The organism is Paenibacillus ihbetae (assembly GCF_002741055.1).
Taxonomy (GTDB): Bacteria; Bacillota; Bacilli; order Paenibacillales; family Paenibacillaceae; genus Paenibacillus_AQ; species Paenibacillus_AQ ihbetae.
Genome location: NZ_CP016809.1, coordinates 4,104,403 through 4,129,335, shown reverse-complemented (window position 1 = coordinate 4,129,335; position 24,933 = coordinate 4,104,403). Strand labels below are relative to the sequence as shown.

Annotated in this window: 19 protein-coding genes; 4 read left to right on the top strand and 15 right to left on the bottom strand. The window is 54.9% G+C overall.

The window, feature by feature from the left end; genetic code table 11:
• Positions 1 to 184: 184 nt before the first annotated feature.
• Together BBD41_RS18280 and BBD41_RS18275 are read right to left on the bottom strand one after the other, a co-directional pair.
• Entirely contained in the window at positions 185 to 1,090 is a 906-nt protein-coding gene (locus BBD41_RS18280) for an aldo/keto reductase (RefSeq protein WP_099478405.1), read from the bottom strand.
• Between the two features lie 51 nt (positions 1,091 to 1,141).
• Positions 1,142 to 1,936, bottom strand: a complete 795-nt coding sequence (locus tag BBD41_RS18275; RefSeq protein WP_099478404.1) for a sulfite exporter TauE/SafE family protein — start codon at positions 1,934 to 1,936, stop codon at positions 1,142 to 1,144.
• Between the two features lie 189 nt (positions 1,937 to 2,125).
• Here BBD41_RS18275 and BBD41_RS18270 point away from each other — a divergent pair, with 189 nt between their 5' ends.
• Positions 2,126 to 2,317: a hypothetical protein gene (locus BBD41_RS18270; RefSeq protein WP_077568200.1), complete on the top strand. Its 192-nt coding sequence runs from the start codon at positions 2,126 to 2,128 to the stop codon at positions 2,315 to 2,317.
• A 23-nt stretch (positions 2,318 to 2,340) separates the two neighbouring features.
• Here BBD41_RS18270 and BBD41_RS18265 read toward each other — a convergent pair whose 3' ends face one another.
• Positions 2,341 to 2,901 carry a hypothetical protein gene (locus BBD41_RS18265; RefSeq protein WP_099478403.1) on the bottom strand — a complete coding sequence of 187 codons (561 nt, stop codon included), beginning with the start codon at positions 2,899 to 2,901 and terminating at the stop codon, positions 2,341 to 2,343.
• Complete coding sequence (locus tag BBD41_RS18260; protein WP_099478402.1) at positions 2,898 to 3,803, bottom strand: hypothetical protein; 906 nt, start codon at positions 3,801 to 3,803, stop codon at positions 2,898 to 2,900. Before BBD41_RS18260 ends, BBD41_RS18265 begins: the two co-directional genes overlap by 4 nt.
• A 140-nt stretch (positions 3,804 to 3,943) precedes the next feature.
• On the opposite strand from BBD41_RS18260, the gene BBD41_RS18255 reads away from it, so the two are divergent.
• Positions 3,944 to 4,354: a protein YmzB gene (locus BBD41_RS18255; RefSeq protein ID WP_237086831.1), complete on the top strand. Its 411-nt coding sequence runs from the start codon at positions 3,944 to 3,946 to the stop codon at positions 4,352 to 4,354.
• Between the two features lie 184 nt (positions 4,355 to 4,538).
• Here the strand turns inward: BBD41_RS18255 and BBD41_RS18250 are convergent, their stop codons facing one another.
• The 6 genes from BBD41_RS18250 to BBD41_RS18225 form a co-directional block, all read right to left on the bottom strand.
• Positions 4,539 to 6,728: an alpha-galactosidase gene (locus BBD41_RS18250; RefSeq protein ID WP_099478401.1), complete on the bottom strand. Its 2,190-nt coding sequence runs from the start codon at positions 6,726 to 6,728 to the stop codon at positions 4,539 to 4,541.
• 49 nt (positions 6,729 to 6,777) lie between these two features.
• Positions 6,778 to 8,820, bottom strand: coding sequence for a beta-galactosidase (locus BBD41_RS18245; RefSeq protein ID WP_099478400.1), 2,043 nt, complete (start codon positions 8,818 to 8,820; stop codon positions 6,778 to 6,780).
• Between the two features lie 73 nt (positions 8,821 to 8,893).
• Positions 8,894 to 10,246, bottom strand: a complete 1,353-nt coding sequence (locus BBD41_RS18240) for a GH1 family beta-glucosidase (RefSeq protein WP_077568203.1) — start codon at positions 10,244 to 10,246, stop codon at positions 8,894 to 8,896.
• A gap of 121 nt (positions 10,247 to 10,367) precedes the next feature.
• Positions 10,368 to 11,654, bottom strand: a complete 1,287-nt coding sequence (locus BBD41_RS18235) for an ABC transporter substrate-binding protein (protein WP_077568204.1) — start codon at positions 11,652 to 11,654, stop codon at positions 10,368 to 10,370.
• 93 nt (positions 11,655 to 11,747) lie between these two features.
• Entirely contained in the window at positions 11,748 to 12,584 is an 837-nt protein-coding gene (locus tag BBD41_RS18230; protein ID WP_077568205.1) for a carbohydrate ABC transporter permease, read from the bottom strand.
• Positions 12,584 to 13,465 (bottom strand): carbohydrate ABC transporter permease, encoded by an 882-nt coding sequence (locus tag BBD41_RS18225; protein WP_077568206.1) that lies wholly within the window; start codon positions 13,463 to 13,465, stop codon positions 12,584 to 12,586. Before BBD41_RS18225 ends, BBD41_RS18230 begins: the two co-directional genes overlap by 1 nt.
• A 113-nt stretch (positions 13,466 to 13,578) precedes the next feature.
• Between BBD41_RS18225 and BBD41_RS18220 the strand changes: the two genes are divergently transcribed.
• Entirely contained in the window at positions 13,579 to 15,414 is a 1,836-nt protein-coding gene (locus tag BBD41_RS18220; protein WP_223260542.1) for a cache domain-containing sensor histidine kinase, read from the top strand.
• Positions 15,392 to 17,029 carry a response regulator transcription factor gene (locus tag BBD41_RS18215; protein WP_077568207.1) on the top strand — a complete coding sequence of 546 codons (1,638 nt, stop codon included), beginning with the start codon at positions 15,392 to 15,394 and terminating at the stop codon, positions 17,027 to 17,029. The genes BBD41_RS18220 and BBD41_RS18215 overlap by 23 nt, the downstream gene beginning before the upstream one ends.
• 130 nt (positions 17,030 to 17,159) lie before the next feature.
• Here BBD41_RS18215 and BBD41_RS18210 read toward each other — a convergent pair whose 3' ends face one another.
• The 5 genes from BBD41_RS18210 to BBD41_RS18195 all read right to left on the bottom strand — a co-directional run bounded on the left by BBD41_RS18210 (position 17,160) and on the right by BBD41_RS18195 (position 24,924).
• The gene (locus tag BBD41_RS18210; RefSeq protein WP_099478399.1) at positions 17,160 to 19,187 is read right to left on the bottom strand and encodes a beta-galactosidase; all 2,028 of its coding nucleotides are present in this window, start codon (positions 19,185 to 19,187) and stop codon (positions 17,160 to 17,162) included.
• 234 nt (positions 19,188 to 19,421) lie between these two features.
• Complete coding sequence (locus BBD41_RS18205; protein WP_335582739.1) at positions 19,422 to 21,776, bottom strand: glycoside hydrolase family 95 protein; 2,355 nt, start codon at positions 21,774 to 21,776, stop codon at positions 19,422 to 19,424.
• Position 21,777: 1 nt separating this feature from the next.
• Positions 21,778 to 21,921, bottom strand: coding sequence for a hypothetical protein (locus tag BBD41_RS29835; RefSeq protein ID WP_157929316.1), 144 nt, complete (start codon positions 21,919 to 21,921; stop codon positions 21,778 to 21,780).
• A gap of 307 nt (positions 21,922 to 22,228) precedes the next feature.
• Positions 22,229 to 23,938, bottom strand: coding sequence for an ABC transporter substrate-binding protein (locus BBD41_RS18200; RefSeq protein WP_077568210.1), 1,710 nt, complete (start codon positions 23,936 to 23,938; stop codon positions 22,229 to 22,231).
• 77 nt (positions 23,939 to 24,015) lie between these two features.
• On the bottom strand, positions 24,016 to 24,924 hold the full coding sequence (locus BBD41_RS18195) for a carbohydrate ABC transporter permease (RefSeq protein ID WP_007131736.1): 909 nt from the start codon (positions 24,922 to 24,924) through the stop codon (positions 24,016 to 24,018).
• Positions 24,925 to 24,933 lie beyond the last annotated feature (9 nt).

Genomic DNA, 24,933 nt, shown 5'->3' with positions numbered 1-24,933 from the left:
CTTTCGGAACAGCCTTACCCTTTGGAGTAACCTTGCCTTTTGGAGTAACCTTGCCTTTCGGACGGCACCGAGATCATCCTGCCACTACAAAAAGCCCGTTATCCCTTGCGGATAGCGGGCAGTACCTGCTGGTAATTCATCCGCTCAATCTTTAACGGCTTGAATCATTGACCGCCTGAATATTTCAGCGATGCTGCTCATACCGGTTGGCCCGGCTGATTGCCTGAACCCGCTGAACAACCTGCGGAGACAGCGGTTCGGTCTCGCCGGCGGCTAGATTATGAAGCAGCTGATCCAGTGAGCTTGCCCCCGGGATCGTACACGCCACAGCAGCATGGGATAACGCATATCGAATGGCGAGATGGGATACATCCATGCCGTCTGCATGCTCTTCCACCTGCTTCAGCAGGCTCAATAGCTCGTCCTTGCTGTAATCCAGATAGCCCTTCTCCGCCTTGGCTTCGCCGCTTCCCGACAAGATGCCCCGCGCGACCGGCCCTCGGGCGATAAGGGAGATGCCTTGCTCCTTCAGCAGATCCAGCACTTCTTCTTCGGGCCGCCGATCAAGAATGCTGTACTGGCTCATGACGCTCACGATATTCGAGCGTTTCGCATACTCCCGGATCACATTGGGGCGAATCGACGAAATCCCGTAATAGCGGATAAGTCCTTCCTGCTTCAGTTCCTCGAACGCCTCGATCGTCTCATCGATCGGATCGTCGATCGTCCCTCCATGCAGCTGGTAGAGGTCGATATAATCGGTTCCCAGCCTGCGCAGACTGTCCTTCACGGCCGACTTAATGTACGCCTTCGAGGGATCCCATACCCAGCCTTCCTGGCCGGGCACGCGCCGGTTCCCGACTTTGGTCGCGATGATGACGTCGCTGCGCCGTCCGCGCACGGCCTTGCCGACCAATTCCTCATTTCGTCCTTCATCGTACAGATCGGCCGTGTCGAGGAAGTTCACGCCCCGGTCCAGCGCCTCATGGATCAACTTAACAGCCTTTCCTTCCTCCGTCCCCAGCGACATGCAGCCAAGGCCGATTTCGCTTACCAGCAGCTCCGATGAACCTAACCGATTGAATAACATGCTCCATTCCTCCTCATCATATATCCATCATGCTCTAATCTCATCCATTACTTACCCGATAATATCGCTCCAGATTTTAACGGCGGTGAGTGCAATCAAGCCGGCCAGTGCATACCGGAGCAGTCGGACATTCAGTCTCCGGCTCACCATCGCGCCGATCGGGGCCCCGAGCAGGCTTCCCGCGACCGCGAACAGGGACGGCCACAGGGGAATGTCTCCCGAAGCCAATTTGCCGATTACCCCGCCGACGGCAGACAAAAATACGATGGCAAGCGAAGAGGCAATCGTAATCCTTGTCGGAATTTTCAGGACGGTCAGCATAATCGGTATTAAAATGAATGCTCCGCCCGCCCCAACGATCCCTGCAATTCCTCCGACAAGAAATGCCGATCCCGATGCCATCCAAGAGTTGAAGGTAACCTCCTCAACCGATCGGTTTTCCATCGTCGCTCTCGTAGGAACGATCATCAGCAGAACCGCGATAACCGCCAGGAAGCCATAAATCACATTGATGGCCGCGCTGCTCATGACCATGGAGGCCAGGCTTCCGATCAAGCTACCGACCAGTGTACTGACGCCCATCTGCAAGACCAACGGCCGATGGATGTATGCCTCTCCTTTACGGGAGCTTATCCGGTTGGCCAGCAACCCTGACAAGGAAGCAAAGAAAACCTGCAGCATGCTGATTGCCGCCACTTCTTTGGAGGTAAACACTTCAAGGCCAAACCATTCAGGCATGTACAACAGAAGGGGGAAATTGATTATCGCCCCGCCGATCCCGAGAAGTCCCGAGAAGAAGGAGCCGATAAGGCCGATTAAGACCATAATGACGAGCTGCATGATCATGATGATCGATCTCCGTTCTATAATGATTGATCGCCCACCTTCATGTGGACGCCACGCCCCGCTCCCCCGGGGAGTCTATGCGCGGTATGAAATGAACAAATCTGGGCGCAGGTGGCTATTGAAAGTGCCCGGATCCTGATCTATAATTAAAACCAAGTATTTGTATCGGAAATATGGAGGTGTACAGGTGTGTTCAGTAAACTGAAAAATCTTTTTCAGGACCGCTGTCCGGATTGCGAACAGAGACTCGTTTCGCGCTATGACGACATGGCGCTCATTAAGCACTGCCCGGATCACCATTACACCGAAGAAATATATAATCAACTGGGCGTTACCATCGTGTACCACCCTAGCAAAGATAAATCGAACCGGAGCGACTAATGATCGGGGCGTTATTTCCCTTCCTACATCACCCGCCATGACTTTCCGGCCGCCCTCAGCATCAACAGCACCGCAACTTGGGAGATCATGATGGCTATAGTTAAAATGTACAGCCCAACGGCCATGATATCCTGGTCGACGTTCAAAGTGAACGGATACGATGCAAGCCATAGCCCTTGTACGGTCATAAACCACCCAAGACAAACCCGAGCTCTTCCGGCTATATTCGGGGAAGGTTCACCCGCGAAACTCGACTCGATCCCCTTGCAGATCCCGTAAATTAGAAGTGTATGCAGGAGCTTATCCAATAATTGAAGGGATAGCTCTAAGATCGTGGGCGGCAGGCCGTTTAAGAATCCTGTCTCCGGCTTCCCAACCATCATTCGAGCAATGGACCCGATCAGAAGCAGCAGGGCCGCTGCTCCTCCTGCCTGAAAGAAACGGCTCCTCTCCGAAAGCGTCCATAAGCCGGATGCGGCCAGCAGATAGCCGAGCGGATCCGGCAGGAGGTCCAATCCCCCCACCCTCACATTGATCAACACAAGGAGGATTCCCCAGGCGATACGGTAACAGGCGCTGCTCATAACGCTTCCCTTCTCTCCCGGACGTATTCCGCCATTTCCCGCTCCGTCGGTGAAGGGTGATAGGCAATGTGGTGGACACTTTGCCAGAGTGCCTGCTCGTTCTCGGCATAGTCAAGCCGCAGACGCAGCTGGTAGAGCTGCATCCGCTTCGCAGTCGAGGACAGGTTAAACTTGTAAGAGACCTTGACGGAATCTCCTTTATTCAACCGGACCGGCAGCGGAAGGTCAAGAATCGGGACACCCGATAGCTTGATTTCGGCTTCCGAGGATGCTTCCGAACGGTGACTGATGCCCGGTATCCGTTTTTCGACGTCCGCATGAACCAGCAAACCCCCTTCCTCAACCATGCTCGTATAAACTGAGGATAGGCCGGTCAGATGGACCGGACGCTGAACTGCCAACCGATCATAACCGGAATAGTCCGAGGATCCTGCACCTGAAGTCCATTGTATCGGATCATGATCTCGATTTACATTACCCCTGGGCACAAGATGGATTTCTCCGATGTGCACCTTTTCCGATGATCCGTCACTATATAAGGCGGTTACTTGTCTAATGACTGCTGGCTCTTTTATTTCCGGAGGCTCTTGCCCCGAATCTGCGCTGTCGAAGCTCACGATCATTTTCCCTAATGACTGTTTTCGATATTCTGCATAATTAGGATAAGGATTCACCTGCAGCCCGGGATAGCCTTCAATATAAATGTCGATCAGCTTCCTTTCCAGCCGCTTGTCCTCCAAATAGTACAAGTCGAAGTAGTCGCCTGCTTCGGGGATGACCTCGATGTAATGCTCCAAGAATACGGTTCGCTCCAAGCGGTTCGCCTGGTCATACCAAATGTTCCCGATCCAGCTTCCGGCAATCAACAGCATCGCCAGGAAATAATACCACTTTCCCCGCATAGCTCTAAAATCTCCTTAACGTTCAGGTATGTATCCTTACCTATATTATCATGTAAATGGGAGAAGAAGGTTTGATCCATATAAAAATTTCATAAGGCCCGGCCGCCCGCTTCCCCTCACTCAAATAAGAGAACCTCCAAATGGACAAACTATGGAAAACCTCATCCAAGGAAGGTGCATCCATGAATCCATCGCTGCAAGACGTAACGAATTGGTTTAACGGCAAGAGCAATCACACCCTGATGATTGAAAAGGAAGAGGAGCGGGATCGCGACCGGGTGCAGCTGCGTCTTGAGCATTTTGACGTCAGCGAACATCATAACCAGTCGATCGACGGATACGGAGACAGCCGCTGCCTGCTCCTGCACGGACCGGGCGTTGTCATCACCGCCGGCCACGAAGCGCCGCTTCCCGGCGATAGCTTTGTCATCGGCCTTGACGACCTTACCGGAACGGAAGTCAGGGAGGATCAGGTCGTGCTGTTGACGGAACGGGGCAAATACTCGATCACGACCGGGGCATTTCCGGATGTCCCGGGTTCCCCGCAGTAGGCAGCTTCAGCCAACCTGACCACAAAAAAACAGCCGGACCGGCAGATCCCCATGATCTGCCGGTTCTTCGGCTGCTTTTTGCTTTTGATGTTTAGTCGATGGAGTTTTCTTCAAGCCTATTCCTACTGCTGCCCGCACGATGTTCATCGTGAAGGCTCGAACGACATGCCCTGTCAGAATAGGGTTATACCCGCTTAAATCTCCACAAAAAGCTCTGAAAATCGCCATGCATCGGCGGTATGGCCAATCCGGCATGCATGAGGCGGTCGCCCCCGTAGATGGCGCCATCCTCAAGACAGCAGTACTCCGCATCCGGATCCAGACCTCGCGTCCGCAAATAGCGGATCGGCTCATTCGCTTCGCTCAAAATCCGGAAATAGTACAGCACGGCTTCAGAGCGGTCTTCCGACACCACCGTCCATGCCGCTTCGTTCCCCTCGAACGGATTCCGCAGCCGGTAGAAATCGCCGAATTGAACCAAGTGGCGGATCTCCTTATACAGCTTCACCTGCTCCCGCACCTCGTTCTTCTCGTCCTCCGTAAAGGCCGTCAAATCCAGCTCATACCCGAAGTTACCAGACATGGCGGCATGCCCCCGGGTCCGCAGGGAAGTATGGCGGTGCACCTGGTGATTCGGAACCGCGGACACATGCGCGCCCATCGAGCTCAGCGGATAAACCAGGCTGGTCCCGTACTGGATTTTCAAACGGCTGACCGCGTCGGAGTTATCGCTTGTCCACGTCTGCGGCATATAGTACAGCATCCCCGGGTCGAATCTTCCCCCGCCGCCCGAGCAGCTCTCGAACAGGATGTGCGGGAACTCCGTCGTCAATTGCTCAAGCACCCTGTACAGCCCCAGCATGTACCGGTGGGCCGTTTCCCGCTGCCGTTCGGGCGGCAGCGCTGCAGAACCGATCTCCGTCATGTTCCGGTTCATGTCCCATTTCACGTACGTTATCGGGGCGCTCTTCAAAATGTCGCGCACCATGCCCGCAACCGCATCGCATACGTCTTCTCTAGAGAAATCGAGGATAAGCTGCCGTCTTCCTTCCGTTCTGCGGCGATCCGGCACATGCAGGCACCAATCCGGATGGAGGCGGTACAAGTCGCTGTCGGGCGACACCATTTCCGGTTCAAACCATAAGCCGAACTGCATGTTCAGGTTCGTGACGCGCTGAACGAGATCCTCTAAGCCGTCCGGGAGCTTGTTCCGGTCCACCACCCAATCGCCGAGCGAGGTGGTGTCGTCGTTACGCTTGCCGAACCAGCCGTCATCAAGCACAAACAGCTCGATCCCGAGGTTCCGCCCTTCCTTGGCGATTTGTTCGATTTTCTCGGCATTAAAGTTAAAGTACGTCGCTTCCCAGTTGTTAACCAGCACCGGACGGACGGCGTCCCGGAAGGCGCCGCGGCACAGCCGGGTCCGGTACAGCTTGTGATAGCGCCTGGACATCCCGCCAAGCCCCTCGGCCGAGAATACCATGACCGCCTCCGGCGTCTGGAAGGCCTGTCCCGGCTCCAGCAGCCAGGAGAAGTCGAAGGGGTTGAGGCCCATCACGACGCGGGTCGTCTCATACTGATCCACTTCAACCTGCGCCGCAAAGCTGCCGCTGTACACGAGGCTGAATCCATAGACCTCTCCGTGCTCCTCGCCGGCATCGTCGGCGAGCAGCGCCAGGAACGGATTATGGTTATGGCTGCTCGCCCCCCGCCGGCTCTCGATTCCCTGCATTCCCGGCGACAGCCTTCTCCGCTCTACGTGCCGTTCTCGGGCCCATGCGCCGTGTAAGTGGAGCAGGTCGAATCGGTTGTGGCTGAAATCCACGCTCGTGCTCATCGCCCGCAGCAGCGTTATCGGCACGGCCCCTTCATTGCGGAATAATACGGAGCGGGCAATCGCATCATAGCTTTTGATTACGGAGTAGGACACCGTAACGGACAAGCCGCTCACTCGGTCGACCAGCCGGAGCTCCAGCGTATCGGCTTCATCGTCCTGCTCGGTGTAAACCGCCGGCAGACCTTCAAGCTTCGGCTTGCCGCTGTATATCCGATGGCTTTCGTATTCGACCTCGGCTACCGTCGTTCCGTTGGGCAGCTGCACCTGATAGGCCGGCTGACGGAAATCGCCGCTTCCGTATCCCGGATATTCCTGCGGGAGGCTGTCAAACGAGAAGGAAGCGTCGTCCCGAAACGGCGACGGCGAGAAGGATGCTCTTTCCCTCCGCGTAAGAAGCCCTTCCACTTGCGAATCGCGAAGCTTCGGCCCCCAATATACATGGGCGGGATATAAGCCGCGAACGAGCTGAATGACATAGCTCGAATGATCACTTTGGAGATGAAATATACCTTGCTCTTCATGAAAAAAGATGCTCACTGCTTCTGCCTCCTTGCCAACGTCCGATTGTAATCTCCTGATCCTACAATTAGGATTCGTCCGCTGCCGGCCGATCGAGTATCATGACGCCCCTTGCCGGGATCGTAACATGCCCCGTAACCGGCCGCCCGGTGAGGAGATCCGTTTGGTTGGCGGATCCTGCATCAAATGCCATCGCTTCGGCGTTGTGGTTCATGATGAACAACAAAGAAGTCCCGTCCTTCACTCGCTCCACAACCTCGACCCCTGCCGGTGTATCGAGCAGCGGCTTGATTCCCTGCTCTTCGCATACGTTGCTCATAAAGCCCCGGAGGAACGCCGCATCCGGGCTGCTGGCAACGTAATAGGCCTGACCCTTGCCGAACCGGTTTCTCGTCAGTACCGGGGTGCCTTGATAGAAATCGGTTCCGTACTCAGCCAGAACCTCAGCCGTTTCCGCGTGGATGACATCGCACAAAATGCCGCAGGAATAACTTCCACGCAGCCCGCCCCAATCCTGCTTCATTACCATATGATTTTGCTGTTCCGGGAGCAGCGCGTCCGTCTCCTCCGCCCATATGCCCGTCACTTGGCGGAGCTTGCCGGGATAGCCGCCCAGCGTTACGAGGTCATGCTCATCGACGATCCCGCTAAAGAAGGTGGTGATGAAGGTTCCGCCGCTTGCCACAAAGCGCTCCACACGCTCGGAGACACCCGGCTTCACCATATACAGAACGGGCGCAATCACGACATCGTACTTGTCCAGGTCCTCCTCCACGCCGATCACGTCCGTCTGGATATTCTGCTCGTACAAGGCCGCATAGTATTTATGGATTTCATCGACATAATTCAATTGCTTGGTCGGTCCGCTCGACAGCTCGATCGCCCAGCGGTTCTCCCAATCGTACAGGATCGCCACTCTGGCCCTGGAGCGCGCGTCGAGGATCCGGTCTCCAAGCTGCTGCAGCTCGCTTCCGAGCTCCGCGCATTCGCGGAATACCCGGGTATGCTCATGCCCCGCATGCTCGATCAGCGCGCCGTGGAATTTCTCGCACGCCCCGATCGAACGGCGCAGCTGAAAGAACATCACCGTATCGGCTCCATGCGCGACGGCCTGGTAGCTCCACAGCCGCATGACGCCCGGACGCTTCGCCGAATTGTAGGGCGACCAGTTCTGAACGCTCGGCGTCTGCTCCATCAGCATGAACGGCTGCCCGCCTTTAAGGCCGCGCATCAGATTATGGGACATCGCCGTAAAGCTGACCGGCGTATCGATGGCAGGGTAGTTGTCCCAGGACACCACGTCCATGTGCTTCGCCCATTCGAAGTAATCCAGCTCCGGATAAAATCCCATCAAGTTCGTCGTGACCGGGATCTCCGGCGTCACCAACTTGATCTCGTCCCGCTCCAGCCGGTAGCATTCCAGCAGGCTGTCCGATTGGAAGCGCCGGTAATCGAGCGAGATGCCCTGAAAGAACGTCCGGTTGCCGTCGAACTCCTCGCTTAGCGCATTCGGCACGACGATCTCGTCCCAATCGTAGAAGGTATGACCCCAAAAACCGGTGTTCCATACCGTATTCAGCCTCTCCAGCGTCTCATAGCGTTTCTGCAGCCAAACGCGGAACTGCCGCTCGCAATTGTCGCAGTAGCAGTAGCCGCCATATTCGTTCGATATATGCCAAATAACCAGCGCGGGGTGATCCTTGTACCGCTCGGCCAGCTTGCGGGCCATGAGCGGAGCGTATTTGCGGTATGTCGGGCTGTTCGGGCATGAATTGTGCCGACCTCCGAATTTGCGCTTGCGGCCCTGGTAGTCGACGCGAAGCACATCCGGATATTTCTTGGCCATCCACGCCGGATGGGCTCCCGTGCTGGTTGCCAGACAGACCTTGATGCCTTCCGCCGCTAACCGGTCCATAATCTCGTCGAGCCAAGCAAAATCATAGCTTTCTTCATCGCGCTGGCTTCGAGCCCAGGAAAACACATTGATGGTGGCGACATCGATTCCCGCCAGCGGAAACATCCGCATGTCCTCGTCCATCGTCGCTTTATCCCATTGCTCGGGATTGTAATCGCCGCCGTACCAGATTTTCGGAATTTTCGGATTTATCATAATCAGTGCCTCCATATGCAATCTGCTCCGCAATTCGCATTGTCGGAGCAGATCCATTTACTAACGTTTGAAATTATCGTTCGAACCAGTTTCTAGAGATAACGCCTTTATACCAGTAATAGCTGTCTTTTTTCGTGCGGACGAGCGTATCATAGTCCACGTGCACCAGACCGAAGCGCATGCCGTAGCCTTCCGCCCATTCAAAGTTGTCCATCAGCGACCATTCCATGTAGCCCTTCAGATTAATACCGTCTTCGATCGCGCGGCTGGCTTGAATGAGATGCATCGCGAGATAATCGATCCGGCGCTGGTCGTGAATGCGTCCGTCCTGCTCGAGGCCGTCGTTGTAACAGGCACCGTTCTCCGTAATATAGAGATTCGGGTTGCCGTACTTGTCGGCCGTGTAACGAAGCAGCTGATACAGCCCTTCGGCGTAAATCTCCCAGCCGATATCCGTCTTGGCGACGCCGAGCGACACCGCTTCGCTGGACAGCATTCCGCCCTCTTCGCCCGGATTATAGCGATTCATCGAGGACGTGTAATAATTAATGCCGATAAAATCGATCGGCTGACGGATAATATCCATGTCTCCCGCCACGACCGGAGGTTGATAACCGAGCTTCTCATACCATTCCAGCATAAACTTCGGATACTCTCCGAAATAGATCGGGTCGAGATACCAATCGCCGGACCAGCCGTTGATCCGCAGGCAGGCCTCGATATCCTCCTCCGTATTGCGGTATGGCACGGCCCAGGCCGTATTCGGCGCAATGCCGATCTCCCCCGGAATGCCAAGCTCCCTGAAGCGTTTGACCGCCTTGCCGTGAGCGACAAGGAGATGGTGGCTCACGTCGATGGCCAGCTGCAAATCCTTGTTGCCCGGGGCGTGAACGCCCAGGTAGTTCGAGAGGAACGCCATGCACCATGGCTCGTTGAACGTGATCCAGTGCTTGATTTTACCCTTGAACTCGTTAAACATTAGCTCCGCGTACTGGGCAAATGCGTCGATCGACCCGCGGCTTCCCCAGCCGCCCTCATCCTGCAGCGCCTGCGGCAAGTCCCAATGGTACAGCGTGCAGAACGGTTCGATGCCGTTCGCAAGAAGCGCGTCCACCAATCGGTGATAGTAATCGAGCCCGGCCCGGTTCACTTCGCCTCTTCCGCTTGGAAGCACGCGCGGCCAGGATACCGAGAAGCGGTACACCTTGACGCCGAGTTCCTTCAGCAGCTGCACATCCTCTTCCACCCGATGATAGCTGTCGCAGGCAACGTTGCCGTTGTCTCCGTTCTTGACCTTGCCCGGCGTATGGGCGAAGGTGTCCCAGATCGACATGCCCCGACCGTCTTCGTTATAAGCTCCTTCGATCTGATAAGAGGCCGTTGCTACGCCCCATTTGAAATCCTGGGGAAACTTGTGAATGCTCATCCTCCATCTCTCCCTCTTGCGCTTGGTTTTAATAAAAATGCACCGCTCCTGTGTCCCGCAAAGTCGGTCAGGAGAGCGGTGCATCTTGTTCATGCTTCAGACATTCAAACTCCTGATTGGGTTACTGACTCAAACTATCCCATGAAGCCTGCATATCCTCAAGCATTTTTGTCACATCGGATTTGCCTGCAAAGTAGGCCTGCATCGAGTTTGCAAATTCTTGCGTTACGCCGTCAGGGAATTTCGGAGCCTGCTGTGGCAGCACTTTGCCGGCCTGCACATATTCCCATACCGACGCACCCAGGTCGCCCATATCCTCAGGGGTTGCTTCGATCGTGGACAAAGCCGGGATGAATTTGAACTTCTTCACGATGTACTCTTTACCGATATCGGAAGTGACAAGCCAGTTCAGGAATACCTTCGCTTCTTCCTTCACCGGTGAGTTTTTGTTAATGACGAGGTTGGCCGGTACGCCGACGTTCAGCTTGTCGTTCTGCTCGGCATCCTCACCCATCGGCATCGGCAGGAAGCCCAGGTTCAGCTCCGGATTGATGGCGTCGATTTCCGTTTGGGACCAGTTGCCGTTTTGCATCATGGCCGCTTTTTCAGTTGCCAGCAAGGATACGGCGGTGTTGTAATCGGTCGTCAGCGGGTTTTTGTTGCCGTGATCCAGCGTCAGCTGCATCAGCTTAGCCCATGCTTCAAACTGCGGGTTGCCCGCGAATTTCTCCGTGCCGTCGCTCAAGCCTTTAATAAACGCGTCCGGATCGTTCTGCAGCGCGAATGCAGGGTTAATGCCCTGGTTGCCCAGCAGCCACCATTCCTGATAAGCGTTCGCGAACGGCGTTACGCCGATTGCTTCCAGCTTCTTCGCGGCATCCTCCAGCTGGGAGTAAGTTTTCGGAAGCTCGGTAATGCCTGCTTGCTCGAACAAATCTTTATTGTAGATATAGCCCCAGCCTTCAAGGTTCATCGGCATGCCATATACTTTGCCGTCTTTAGTCATCGGCTTCTTCGCCATATCGACCAGATCGGCTACCCATGGCTGATCGGACAAATCTTCGAGGTTGTCAAACCACATCTCCATCTCGGCATAACCGCCGTTGGAGAAAATGTCGGGCGCGTCGCCCGAAGCGAATTTCGTCTTCAGAGAAGCGCCATAGTCCGCGCCGCCGCCGACCGTCTGGATGTCCAGCTTGATGTTCGGATGCTCTTTTTCGAATTCAACCTTCAGCTCATTCAGACCATCTACGATCTCGGTTTTGAATTGGAATATCTTAACCGTTTTTACATCACCGGAAGCTGCATCGCTGCTGCCGCTTCCCTCTTCAGACGATTTGCCGCCGCAGGCCGCAAGGACCATCGAGAATGCCAGCAGCATGACCAGGGTCAATTTCATTTTTTTCATTGCGTGTTACCCCCTTGAGGAAATTTATATATAAAAGTTTGAAAAACCTAAATCACGGTGACTATCGTGCGGCGATGGCCATTCGCAAGCGGATCAGCCTTTGACGGAGCCGGCCGCAACGCCTTCGACAATATACTTCTGCAACGATAAGAAAAATATGATAATCGGCGTAATCCCGAGCACCAGTGCCGGCAGCGCCATATCCCACTGCTTGGAATACTGTCCGAAGAAAGCGAAGGTCGCCAGCGGAATGGTCCGCAGCTCCGGACTTTGCAGAATCAGGGACGGCAGCAGATAATCGTTCCAGATCCACAAGCTGTTCAGGATGATGACCGTTACGAGCATCGGCTTCAGCATCGGCAGAATGATCCGGGCGAACACGCCGTAGGACGATGCCCCGTCTACCGTAGCCGCCTCTTCGATCTCCAGCGGAATCGATTTTACGAATCCGTGGAACAAGAAGATGGAGAGCGGAATGCCAAGCCCAAGGTAGGATAGAATCAGGCCGACCATGCTGTTGTTGACGTTCAGCCATCCGACCACCTGCAGCAGCGGGATCATAATGGACTGGAACGGGATGACCATCGCCGATACGAAGATCATAAACACGATGCGGTTAAAGACCGTGTTCGCGCGGACCATCCGGTAGGCCGCCATCGCGCTGAGCAGCGCAATGATCAGATTGCTGATCACGGTAATGATCAGGGAATTCGTGAAGGCTTCCGGGAATCGCGTAAGCTCCCATGCCTTCGAATAGTTATCCCAGTGGAACATGCTCGGCCAATTGGCCGCATTGACCATGATGTCGCCCAGCGATTTCACCGAGTTGACGAGCAGGAAGTAAAAGGGTGCTAAAAATAGGATGGCGATGATAAACATCACGACTTGCAGGATCAGGCCCGATACCGATTGTGAGGATTTGGTCTTCATCAAGCTTCAACCTCCTTATTCTTCGTCAGGCGGACCTGAATGAGGGTGATGACGGCCACCACGATGAAGAAGATCAAGGATTTTGCCGTACCCAATCCATAGCGGTTATTCAGGAAAGCTTCATTATACACGTTCATCGCAAGCGATTCAGTCGAGCCGTATGGTCCGCCCTTGGTCAGCGACAGGTTCAGGTCGAACATTTTGAAGGACCAGGATATCGCAAGAAACAGACAGACGGTCACGGCCGGCATAATGAGCGGCACCATAATATTTTTCAGCACCTGGAAGCGGTTCGCTCCGTCAATTTCGGCAGCTTCAAGCACTTCCTTCGACACGTTGGTAATGGAGGCGATGTAGATGATCATGAGGTATCCGGAGGACTGCCATACGAATACCAGAATGATTCCCCAGAATCCGGTAACCTCATCCCCCAGCCAAGGCAGCTGGAAGAACGCGAGACCGGTTACATCTCCAAGCGTCGCAAATCCTTTGATAAAAATAAACTGCCAAATGAAACCAAGCAGCAGACCGCCGATCACGTTCGGCATGAAGAAGATCGTCCGCAGGAAGTTCCGACCTCTGATCTTCTTGGTCAGGAAGTAGGCCAGGAAAAATCCGACCAGATTGGTTAAAATGACGCCGACGATCGTAAACTTGGTTGTAAACCAAAAGGAGTCGGCAAACGCGCGGTCGCTCGTGAATATTTTGACGAAATTATCAAGTCCCACCCATTCGACATTGCCCGATACGCCGTTCCAATTCGTAAAGGAATAATACATTCCCATGACAAACGGGATAATGATCGTAATGCCGAAAAACAGCAGCGCGGGTCCAATATACACCAGCTGCTGTATCAGCGCAGCCGTTCTTTTGCTATTCATGTAAATCCCCCTCCGCTTGTCCTATCGTTTCTCTCTGATTCAATTATGCTAAGATTAGTAACATAGCACTACCCTAGGATGTGAACGAATAGGTATAGAAAATTGATCGGCGGGTGAAAGTTTTGAACTGGAACAGCATACGCACAAAATTGATCGCCTTTATGATCCTGGCCACGATCATCCCGACGACGGCCGCCTTGATCATCAGCTATGTTACGACCACCAATGCGTTAAAGGAGCGAGCGGTCACCGAGAACCAAAATCTCCTGTACCAGGGGCGGATGAATCTGGAGAGCGATTTGGAGGAATTGAATCGGAATTCCTTGACGGTCTATTCCGATCCCGAGTTTTTCCGCAGTCTGTATTACAGCCACGGCAACATCAGCACCGGCGGCAGGCAGTCCGCAACGATGCAGTCGATGTATCATGCCATTACCGGCACCCGGCAGGTTTATCTGTACGTGGATGGTCAGCGGGAGTCGACCTTGTATGCCCAGGACATTGCCAGAAAGGCCAGCGACATCAGACTTTATCGAGAGATTCCGGATCTGCAGGGCCGAAAGCTGTTTATCCAGCCGCCCCATGCCCTGCATACCTACGGGTTTCAGTTAGCCTACCCCTATGAAGAGAATACCAAGGTGCTTACGCTGTATCGGGTCATTGAACGCGTGCCATCCTCGGAGCGGCTTGGGCTGGTCGCGATTGACCTGGACATGACGTTCCTCAGCCGGATCAGCAGTCAATTATTTCAGCCTGGGAACGAGCAGCTATACATTGCAAGCGAAGACGGGATTGTCATGTATTCCGGTGACGAGGCGCGAATTGGGCGGCCCCTTGGCGAGGATTGGTATAAGACCATTATGGCATCGGGACAACAGCAGGGGTATTTCGAACATAACGACAACATTTATGTGTATAACCGCGTCCAGACCTCTGTCAGCAATTGGACGATGATTAAGGAAATCCCGTCCTCCTATATTCTGAGCAGTGCGGACAAAGCGGCTTTCATCAATATTTTATTGCTTGCGGTATCGTTCCTCCTGATCATCGCCGCCATGATCTGGATCTCGGTGCGAATTACCGCGCCGATCCGGGAGCTTGTCGGATTTATGAGCCAGGTAAAGAGCGGGCGCATGACGGTTGATATCGAATCGGACCGCAAGGACGAGATCGGGATTCTGTACCGCAGATTCAGCAGCATGATGGATACGATCAACAACCTGATTTTGCAGGAATACAAGCTGAAGCTGGCCAATCGGACGAACCAGCTCCGGGCGCTCCAGGCCCAGGTGAACCCGCATTTCATGAACAATGCTCTGCAGACCATCGGCACGCTTGCGCTTGAGCATGACATGAAGAGGATCTACTCTCTTATCTCGGCCCTTGCCCGGATGATGCGCTACAGCATGTACAATACCGATAAGCCGGTAACGCTTCGCACGGAGCTGAATCACATCAAGGATTACATCGAGCTGCAGAAGGAGAGATTTGAGAACGGGTTCGACTTCAGGTACGATGTGGAAGAGTCTACCTTGGAACTGACTATACCGAAGATGCTGATCCAGCCGCTGGTTGAAAACTTTTTCAAGCACGGCATGAACCCGGTCGCCCGGGACAACTATATCCTCGTTCAAAGCCGGCGTCTCTCCCCTTCGCTCGTGCAGATTACCGTCGAGGATAACGGCAACGGCATGCCGGAAGAGCAGTTCGAAGCGCTGCAAGCGCAGCTGCGTCAATTGGAGGAGCTGGACCTGGAGCAGCTGCAGGTGAGCTCTGAGGACAAGGAGGACCACAGCGGCATCGGCCTCATCAACATTATGACAAGGCTCAAGCTGTATTCCCGGGGAAAATCCGGGTTCAATCTGGAGAACAACCAGCCGCGTGGCTTCCGTGTTGTTCTGACTATACATGTGGAAGGTGAAACGGATGAAGGCATTGATCGTCGATGACGAGAGCCGCGTGCGCAAAGCGATTCAGCTGCTTGTCCGGTGGGAGGAGCATGGCATTACCGAAATTCAGGAGGCTGCCAACGGGCAGGAAGCAATGGAGATGATCCCCGCTTATCGCCCGAGCCTCGTCCTGATGGACATGCTGATGCCGCTGAAGAACGGCGTCGATCTCATGAAATGGATTCACGAGCATTACCCGGATACGAAATTCATCGTCATCAGCGGGCATGATGATTTCGAATTTGTCCGCAATACGATCCGCTATAGCGGTACAGACTATATCTTGAAGCCGATCGAAGAAGCTGCCATCAATGAGGCCGTCGACAAGGCGGCATCGGCCTGGAGGGCGGAGGAAGCGGAGCGCCGGGCTGCGCAGCAGCAGCATGTGCAGGTCAACGAATACCGGCCGGTGTACTCCGAGAAGCTGCTGACAAGCTTGCTCGATGACCCGAGTGCCCATGCCCAGGTTGCACGGCGGCTGAAGACCGAAGGCATCGTTCCTGAGTCAGCGGAGCGCGTAAGGCTGGCCGTTCTGCAGATCGACCCGTCGGACAGCACGTTATTCGAGCGCTTCGGCCATCATCTCGATCTTCTTATGTTTGCCCTGCTGAATATTTGCAACGAATTTCTGCAAAAGGACGGCGTCGGGATCGCATTCCGCCATTACGGCTCCCATCATCGAATCGTAATTCTGGTCTGGGAGCAGATCGGCGCGCTGACCGCCCGCCTAAACGATATCAACGATGGGATCCACCGGACCCTTTCGCGGCATATGCATTTTGGTACCAGCCCTGTCGGGAGCTACCCCGGGGACATGCCCAAGCTGTATGGCAAATGCCTGTCCTCCCTTGCTTCGCGCGACTTGACGGTGCTCAGCCATTTCATCCATGACGGAGACGAGGTCCGAAGCCTTGCCGGGGATCTGCCCAAGGCCCTCCAGTTCGGAAGCTACGAGGATCCTTGGAAGCTTGCCGTTCTCAGCGGACAGCCTAACCTGATTGCGGAAGCGGTCGAAGCGTGGACGCACGATATCCGCAAAAGCGGAGTGATTACGCCCGAGCTTCTGGCGCAGTGGGACCGGGACATCGAGCGCTTTGCCAACCAAGTCATTTATGAAACGGCTGGTGCCGGGTCCGAATCGCTGCACAAGCTCTACCGGGAGGCGTGTTCCGAATTGGAGTCCCCGAATCCCAATAAATACGTATTCTCGCTTGCTGAATGGCAGCACTATTGGACCGGTCTGATGAACCGCCTTTCCTCCGTCCTGCTGTCCAGAACGCAGTCCGGCGGGGAGCTGATCCGCGACATTACGGAGTACATCGAGCAGCACTACCAGAACGAGGTATCGCTTTACGAGATCGCGAGCCGCTTCCATGTGAGCCGGGAGTACATCTCCCGCAAATTCAAGCAGCAGCATCAGGTTAACATACCGGAGTATATCAACCGTCTCCGGATCTCCAAAGCGAAAATTCTGCTGCAGAATCCTGCGCTGAAAATGGCGGCGATCGCCGAGATGGTCGGGTTCAAGAACGAGAAGTACTTCAGCCTCGTGTTCAAGAAGCAGGAAGGCATCTCGCCGAAGGAATTCCGCAAGCGTTTGACCGATTTTAGGTAACGCGGTCTCGCGGGCGAAAAAAAGCAGAGCTAGCAGGGAATGCTCCCTGCTGCTCTGCTTATTTTGAATGCCTTAGCTCCTTCGCCTTAACGGCGATCCGCCGCTACATGCTGCTGCTCAATTTGCCGATCTACAGCTTCTCCAAAATCATGACGCCCCGCCCAGGGACTTCACACTGCTTCTGCTGTTCCTTACCCGTCAGTAAATCCTTGTAAACCTCATCCCCTAATGGCACGGTCTTAGCTTCCGCCGTATGGTTAAGCACGAAAGTAAATGCCTTACCATCTTTGACCCTGCGGGTAGCCTCCACGCCGGCCGGCGCATCCAGCACCGACTGAATGCCGTGCTCTGCGCAGATCGTCTTCATCAAATCCTGCAGGAACTTCGCGTCCGGACTGGACGCAACATACCAGGCTTTGCCTTGGCCGAAACGGTTGACCGTAAGCGACGGCATGCCTTTATAATAGTCCGAGCCGTACTCGGCAACGACTTCTGCCCCTTCCGTATGAATCACATCGCACAAAATGCCGCAGTCATAGGAGTCTTCTAGCTCCCCATGCTTGCCCCGGATGATCATCTGATTTTGCTGCCCCGGCAGCAGGGCATCGATCTCCTCGGCCCAAATTCCCATCAGACTGCGCAGCTCGCCAGGATAACCGCCCAGCGTTACGATATCGTTCTCGTTGACAATGCCGCTGAAGAAGGTGGTCAAGAAGGTACCTCCCCGAGACACAAATTCCTCGACGCGCTTGGCGAATCCCGGCTTCACCATGTACATGACCGGAGCGATGACGACCTCGTATTGGGACAGATCCTCTTCCACGCCGATCATATCCGTCTGAATATGCAGCTGGTGCAGCGCATCATAATACTTATGCACTTCGCCAACATAATTGAGCGCAACCGTCGGGCCGCTGGACAGCTCAATCCCCCAGCGGTTTTCCCAGTCGTACATGATCGCTACTTTCGCGTCGGAGCGTGCGTCCAACAGCTGGTCTCCAAGCTGCTGCAGCTCCTTGCCCAGCTCCGCACATTCACGGAACACGCGGGTATGCTCGTGGCCGACATGCTCGATCACAGCGCCGTGGTATTTTTCGCAGGCCCCGATCGAGCGGCGAAGCTGGAAGAACATAACCGTATCAGCTCCATGTGCAACCGCTTGATAGCTCCATAGCCGCATGACGCCGGGGCGCTTCGCCGAGTTATATGGCTGCCAGTTCTGGACGCTCGGCGTCTGTTCCATCAGCATGAACGGCTGTCCGTTCTTGAGCCCGCGCATAAGCGCATGCGTCATCGCCGTAAAGCTGTACGGAGTATCGAGGGACGGATAATTGTCCCATGAGACAACGTCCATCTCCTTGGCCCATTTGAAATAGTCGAGCTCCGGATAAAAGCCCATCAGATTTGTGGTTACCGGGATATCCGGTGTGATGCGTTTCAGCTCATCCCGCTCGAGCTTATAGCAGTCTAACAGGCTGTCGGACTGGAAACGGCGGTAATCGAGGGAAATGCCCTGGAAATTCGTCCGGTTACCTCCCCATTCCTCACTCAACGCATTCGGTACGACGATATCCTCCCAATCGTAGAACGTATGCCCCCAGAAGCGGGTATTCCATGCTTTATTGAGCGCTTCCAGCGTCCCGTAACGCTGCTTAAGCCATACGCGGAAGGCCTCCGCGCAATTGTCGCAATAGCAGTAACCGCCGTACTCGTTCGATACATGCCAGATCAGAACAGCCGGGTGATCCTTGTACCGCTCCGCCAGCTTGCTTGCCATGAGTTTCGCGTATTTGCGGTACGTAGGGCTGTTCGGACAGGAGTTATGGCGTCCGCCGAACCTCCGCTTGCGGCCCTCGTAATCGACGCGCAGAATATCCGGATATTTCCGTGCCATCCAAGCCGGATGAGCAGCCGTGCTTGTTGCGAGGCAGACATAAACGCCATTCCGGTAAAGCCTGTCAATGGTCTCGTCCAGCCAGGCGAAATCGTAAGTATCCTCCTCCGGTTGATTCAGTGCCCACGAGAACACATTGATCGTGGCGACATCGATACCGGCCAGCTTAAACATGCGGTCGTCCTCTTTCCAGATCTCCTCGTTCCACTGCTCCGGATTATAATCGCCGCCGTACCACATTTTCGGTAATTTTTCATTAATCATAGCCGTTCCCCATCCTCCCATAACCGTTATCTGTCGTTAAAAAAGTATTTTCGCCCGCTCCATCCTCCAAAAGTAGCATGTCTCGCCACGGATCCTCGAACAAGTCCCTTTGGACTTGTTGTGCGTTCCCACTCACTACATATCAGTCCTAACCACGCTGCACAGCTCCCTCCACAGCCACACTGCCTGGCGTCCTCGCGTCCCCTAGCCACCTATATGCCCTCCCTAACAGGCTCAGGCACGCTCTAACGGGAGCACGCGATACGTCTCTCCCTTGACCGTGTCGAAGGAGCAGCGCTCGCCCGAAGCTGCAGCCGATCCGTCCTCACGCTGTACCAGCACCGGGATTCCGCAGCTGACGCTGCAAGGCTGCCCGTGCGTTGACGTGATCGAAGCCGATACCAGTGCGCCGTCCTTCCACTCCATGTCAATCAGGAAGCCGCCCCGCGCCTTCAAGCCGCGGACGGCACCGGAGGACCATGCCGCCGGCAGGGCGGGCAGGAGCGTGATCTCGCCCAGATGGCTCTGCATCAGCATTTCGGCGAGACCGGCAGCTCCGCCGAAATTGGCGTCGATCTGGAACGGCGGATGATCGCCGAACAGGTTCGGGTGCACCGAACGGGTTAGTAACGTGCGCACGTATTTATAAGCCAGGTCCGGCTGCTGCAGCCTTGCGAACAGATTGATGAGCCATACACAGCTCCAGCCCGTATGCCCGCCGCCGCTCCGGATACGGGACATGAGCGAGTGCAGCGCGGCTTCCGCCAACTCGGGCGTATCCCGCAGATTGATATCGGTGCCGGGATACAGCCCATACAGATGCGATACGTGCCGATGGCCCGGTTCCGCCTCCGCAAAAGGCTTACTCCACTCCATCAGCCGCCCGTCATCATCCATTCGATACGGAAGGAGCCGCTCCAGCGCGCTCCGCAGCTCTTCCTGCAGCTCCTGGTCAATCTCCAGCAGCTCGGAGGCTTCAAGGCAATGACGGAAGAGTTCGCGAATCAGCGCCATATCCATCGTGGACCCTGCCGATACGCTGCATGGCACGCCTTCCTTCGTTAAGAACTGATTCTCCGGCGATGTCGACGGGCTGGTAACGAGATGTCCCTCCCCGTCTTCGATCAGCCAGTCCAGGCAAAATAGCGCCGCCTCCCGCATGAGGGGATATGCCGTGCTCCTTAAGTACTCCGGATCCGGGTTAAATACATAGTGCTCCCAGAGATGGCGGCACAGCCAGGGGCCAGCCATCGGCCAAAACGCCCACATGGCTCTACCATTGCTCGGATTAGCCATTCGCCATAGGTCAACATTATGATGCGCGGCCCATCCCCGGGCATTATAATGAATTCTGGCCGTCCGGGCTCCGCTGACGGCTAGCTCCCGGACCATTCGGATCAGCGGCTCATGACATTCGCTCAGATTGCCCGTCTCCGCTGCCCAGTAGTTCATCTCCGTATTGATATTGGTCGTATAATTGCTGTTCCAGGGCGGCTGGACATGCGGATTCCACAGCCCTTGGAGATGTGCCGGCTGAGTTCCGGGACGGGAGCTTGCCATCAGCAAATATCGCCCGTATTGGAACATCAGCGCCTCCAGCGATGGATCCTCCTGTCCTCCGGCATAAGCGGCCAGACGCTGATCCGTCGGGATCGTCTCCATCCGGGTACGATGCTCGGCATCGCCCAGCTCCACCGCCACCCGTCCGAAGAGCGCCTGATGCTCCTCCGTATGCCGTAAACGCAAAGCCTCGTCATCGTATCCGGCAGCGGCTTCAAGCCGGGCGCTGCACAGTCTGGCCGGATCGCTCCCCTTGGCCCCCGGCATGACGTCGAAGCCGTCGAAGTTCGTAGCTGCCGCAACATGCAGCGTCACGGCATTGGCCCCGGTAACCGTCAGCACATCCCCGTTTATGTCGATGCTGCCCCCATCTGCCCGAACCGCCACCTGCATTTCATACCGGAGTCCCCGTCCTTCCTCGTATAATACCGCCTGGGGATGATCCCCCCGGTAGTTATCCGCGATGTGCGTCGGCGCATGTCCGAACAGCCGCAAAACGCCGTGCGGCATAATAGCGGTCTCGTATTTCAGAGGCGATTGCAGCCTCAGCTTCAGATGAATGCTCTCCTCGGCACTACCCGTATAACGGATCACCGCGATTTGGTCCGTCGCGCTGATAAACATCTCCCTTTGAAAGCTCTCACCCCGGTCGGTCCGGAATACTACCGAAGCAACCCCCTGGCCCAGATCCAGCTCGCGCCGGTAATCCAATTGCCCGTCTCCGATCCCCGTTTGATCAATCAGCAGGTCCCCGAGCGGTAAAAAAGCTTCCGTATTCCGGCCAACCATCCGTTCCTCAATCAGCTTCTCGGCCTCCGCATAGTTCTCGGATGCGATGAGCTCCCTGGCTGCTTGCAAATACCGAAGCGCCTCGTAATTGTTCGTATCCCTCGGGAATCCGGACCATAGCGTATCCTCGTTCCATTGAATACGCTCCTCCTGAATGCCCCCGAACACCATGGCGCCGAGGCGTCCATTCCCTAGAGGAAGCGCCTCTTCCCACACGGAAGCCGGCTTGTCGTACCACAGCTTATAGGCGCTGCGCGGATTCGTTTCCAGCTTGATCTCCTCCTATTCCCGTAACGTGAATCGTCTCGTAGTCGTCGATTTGCCTTTGCGCGCCAAGCGACCATTTTGTCCTTAATGATTTCTTCTTGATTGTATTTCTCCACATCTACGGCAGACCCTCCAATCTCCCGGCCTGTAACTGAAAAATATTAATGGTCGTCCGGGCATGGGCATCCGTAAGAAATGTTGCGAGTACAAGTTACCTTAGATGGGATAATCATCCGGCTGCTGCGGAAGAAGGCTTCCCCAGCCTGAGGCCGTCATCAGGTTCGCCACCGACATGAGCGCCCGTGTACCGTGAACAGGGGAGCATAACCCGGTGCAAAAGCCGATGGACTCCGGGCAAGACCTTGTGCCGAGTACGTTTTTCGAAATAAGAAGGGGCCTGCACGAGGCCGGCCCCTTCTTGAATTTTAGCTGTTCCACAGCTCGACGCGCTGACGCACGAGCTCTGTATATTCCTGCTCCATTTTTTCAGCTCCGGCATCGTTCAGCTCCTTGATGAACTGATCATACAGCTGATCGAATTTCGCCGGATCGGCCAGAATGATTTCCGGAATGCGCTTGCGTGTAATCTCTTCCACTTTTTTGTACGTAATATTAATGTTGGAGTCGCTTGGCACCGGAATGTTGTAAGCTACGCCCCACGGCTTCACAGGGAATTCTTCCTTCTTCGGCCACAGGTCCTTCCACATTTCAACGCCGTAAGCCTTCAGCGTTTCCTTCGCGGATGGCGTGTAGTTCTCCTTGATCGTTTCCGGGAAGTTCGTTGTAAAGTAGTTGCCCGTCGAATCCTTCACGCCGTCGCCATAGCGCGGGAAGATGGCGTTATACAAACCGATGCCCGTTTCTTTAGTGAAGTTGGCATTGTCATAGGTTTTGCGCTCCTGGATCTCTTCCGGAATGACGCGTTTGCCGTCCACGACGTTATAATGCTCGCCCTCAATACCCCAATTCATCAAAATTTGCCCTTCCTCGGAAGCCAGGTAATCCAGGAACTTGATGATCCGAACCGGATCCTTCGCTGAAGTCGTGATGCCTACGCCCCATCCGGCGACGTAACCGGTATCCTGGAACGTTGCATCCTTCGTCGTTTCATCCAGCTGGATCGGGAATCTCGCATAGGTGCGGTTCTCCTTGCCGGCGGATCTCAGCGCGTTCGTTGCATTGCCGAAGCCCCACTCCTGGTCAATCACGCCGAGCACGCGGCCGGAGGAAATCTTCGCTTCATATTGGTCCGTCTTCTGTACGAACGTTTCTTTATCCAAGAGGCCCGAAGCGTTCATATGGTTCAGCCAGCGGAAATACTCTTTCTCTTCCGGGCGCTTGTAGTGCAATTTAGCTTCCGTCGTTTCCGGATCGATGTAGTATTCACCGTCATCGGATACGCCGGTTGCGATAAACGCCGGATTCGTCACGGAGATCATGATTCTCCACCCGTCCGCATTCAGCGTCAGCGGAATCGTAGGCTGGCCGTCAATGGTCGGATGCTTCTCATAGTACTCCTTCAGTGCATTCTCGTAGTCCTTCACCGTCTTCAGTTCAGGATACCCAAGCTCCTTCAGCACTTCATGCTGAATCTGGAACGTGCCTCCGGCATCAAGCGCTTCATGATCCACCGCTGCAAGCGTCGGAAGAACATAGATGGCTTCGTCCTCGTTGCTCCACTTCAGACGGCTCATGTAATCGCCGTACACCTTCTTGATGTTCGGCGCATGCTCTTCGATCAGATCCGTCAGATCAATAAAAGCGCCCGCATCTACGAACAGGTTAGCGTCACCCTTAGCAAACACCAGGTCCGGATACTCACCGCTCGCGACCATCAGCGGCAGCTTCTGGTTGGAGCCGTCAACTGCATATTCGGCTTGAATCGTAACACCGGTCTTCTCGGTCAACTTCTTGCCGACGGCATCCTGCATGTTCACCCAGTTTGCATTGGAGTCCGCGCTGTAATAGGTCATCGTCATCGGCTCCAGCTTCTCTTCCTGCTGGGCATCCGTTCCGCCGTTTTCTTTTTGTCCGCCGTTTGCGCTATTGCCGCTGTCACCGCCGCATGCTGCAAGAACGAACGTTGCCATCATCATGACCGCTAACAGCAACGATAATCTCTTCTTCTGTTTCATTGCTTTACCCCCTAATCTAAAGTGTAAATAATCTATCGTTTAACAGGCCTAAGGGCCTGCTTGATAGCTGTAAGCCATCAGCTTTTTACTGCGCCGAGCGTCATGCCCTTCACGAAGTAACGCTGCAGGAACGGGTAGACGATCAGGATCGGAACCGTGACCACAATCGTAATGGCCATCTTAATGGATTCCGGAGATACCTGTTTCACGATCTCGGCCATGTTCTGGCCGGTCATCATGCCGCTTTGCTGACCCTGCGTGCTCTGCAGCACCTTCATCAGCTCGAATTGAAGCGTTGTCAGATGAGGCGCGGAGCCGTTATACAGATACGTATCGAACCAGGAGTTCCACTGCCCGACGGCCAGAAACAGCGCAATCGTTGCGAGCACGGGCTTGCACAGCGGAAGGATAATCCGGTAATAAATCGTAAAATCATTGGCGCCGTCCAGCTTGGCCGATTCCTGCAAGGAATACGGCAGGCCGTCGATGAAGGACCGGATGACGAACACGTTGAACGCGCTTACCATTCCCGGAATGATGTAGACCAGGAACGTATTCATCATGTTCAGGTCCCGGATCAGAATAAATACCGGTATCATGCCGCCCGAGAAATACATCGTCAGCGCAAGAAAAGTCGACATGAACTTTCTGCCCTGAAAATCGACCCGGCTCAGCACATAACCGAGCATCGTGCCGCTAAGCAGGCCGAGCAGCGTTCCCGCCAGCGTCCGTAGGACCGTAATTTTCGCTCCGGTGAGCAGTCCTTCGTATTGAAAAATCTGTACGTAATTTTCGAAAGTGAATTGACGGGGCCATATCGTAATTCCTCCCCGTACCGTATCGACGGAGTCGTTCAAGGAAATGGCCAGTACGTTTAAAAAAGGATATAAGGTCACGATCATGACAAGCGTCATAAACGTGTAGTTCACAATGTCAAACACCCGGTCGGAGAGCGAGGGCTTGAATGCTGCTTTGGTACGTGCCATGCGGGTCCC

Coding starts and splice junctions, on each gene's coding strand:
- BBD41_RS29835 (WP_157929316.1), bottom strand. CDS start 21,921: ATGTGGAGAAATACAATCAAGAAGAAATCATTAAGGACAAAATGGTCG.
- BBD41_RS18255 (WP_237086831.1), top strand. CDS start 3,944: ATGGACAAACTATGGAAAACCTCATCCAAGGAAGGTGCATCCATGAAT.
- BBD41_RS18225 (WP_077568206.1), bottom strand. CDS start 13,465: ATGAATAGCAAAAGAACGGCTGCGCTGATACAGCAGCTGGTGTATATT.
- BBD41_RS18240 (WP_077568203.1), bottom strand. CDS start 10,246: ATGAGCATTCACAAGTTTCCCCAGGATTTCAAATGGGGCGTAGCAACG.
- BBD41_RS18280 (WP_099478405.1), bottom strand. CDS start 1,090: ATGTTATTCAATCGGTTAGGTTCATCGGAGCTGCTGGTAAGCGAAATC.
- BBD41_RS18260 (WP_099478402.1), bottom strand. CDS start 3,803: ATGCGGGGAAAGTGGTATTATTTCCTGGCGATGCTGTTGATTGCCGGA.
- BBD41_RS18210 (WP_099478399.1), bottom strand. CDS start 19,187: ATGATTAATGAAAAATTACCGAAAATGTGGTACGGCGGCGATTATAAT.
- BBD41_RS18245 (WP_099478400.1), bottom strand. CDS start 8,820: ATGATAAATCCGAAAATTCCGAAAATCTGGTACGGCGGCGATTACAAT.
- BBD41_RS18200 (WP_077568210.1), bottom strand. CDS start 23,938: ATGAAACAGAAGAAGAGATTATCGTTGCTGTTAGCGGTCATGATGATG.
- BBD41_RS18195 (WP_007131736.1), bottom strand. CDS start 24,924: ATGGCACGTACCAAAGCAGCATTCAAGCCCTCGCTCTCCGACCGGGTG.
- BBD41_RS18215 (WP_077568207.1), top strand. CDS start 15,392: ATGAAGGCATTGATCGTCGATGACGAGAGCCGCGTGCGCAAAGCGATT.
- BBD41_RS18275 (WP_099478404.1), bottom strand. CDS start 1,936: ATGATCATGCAGCTCGTCATTATGGTCTTAATCGGCCTTATCGGCTCC.
- BBD41_RS18230 (WP_077568205.1), bottom strand. CDS start 12,584: ATGAAGACCAAATCCTCACAATCGGTATCGGGCCTGATCCTGCAAGTC.
- BBD41_RS18235 (WP_077568204.1), bottom strand. CDS start 11,654: ATGAAAAAAATGAAATTGACCCTGGTCATGCTGCTGGCATTCTCGATG.
- BBD41_RS18265 (WP_099478403.1), bottom strand. CDS start 2,901: ATGAGCAGCGCCTGTTACCGTATCGCCTGGGGAATCCTCCTTGTGTTG.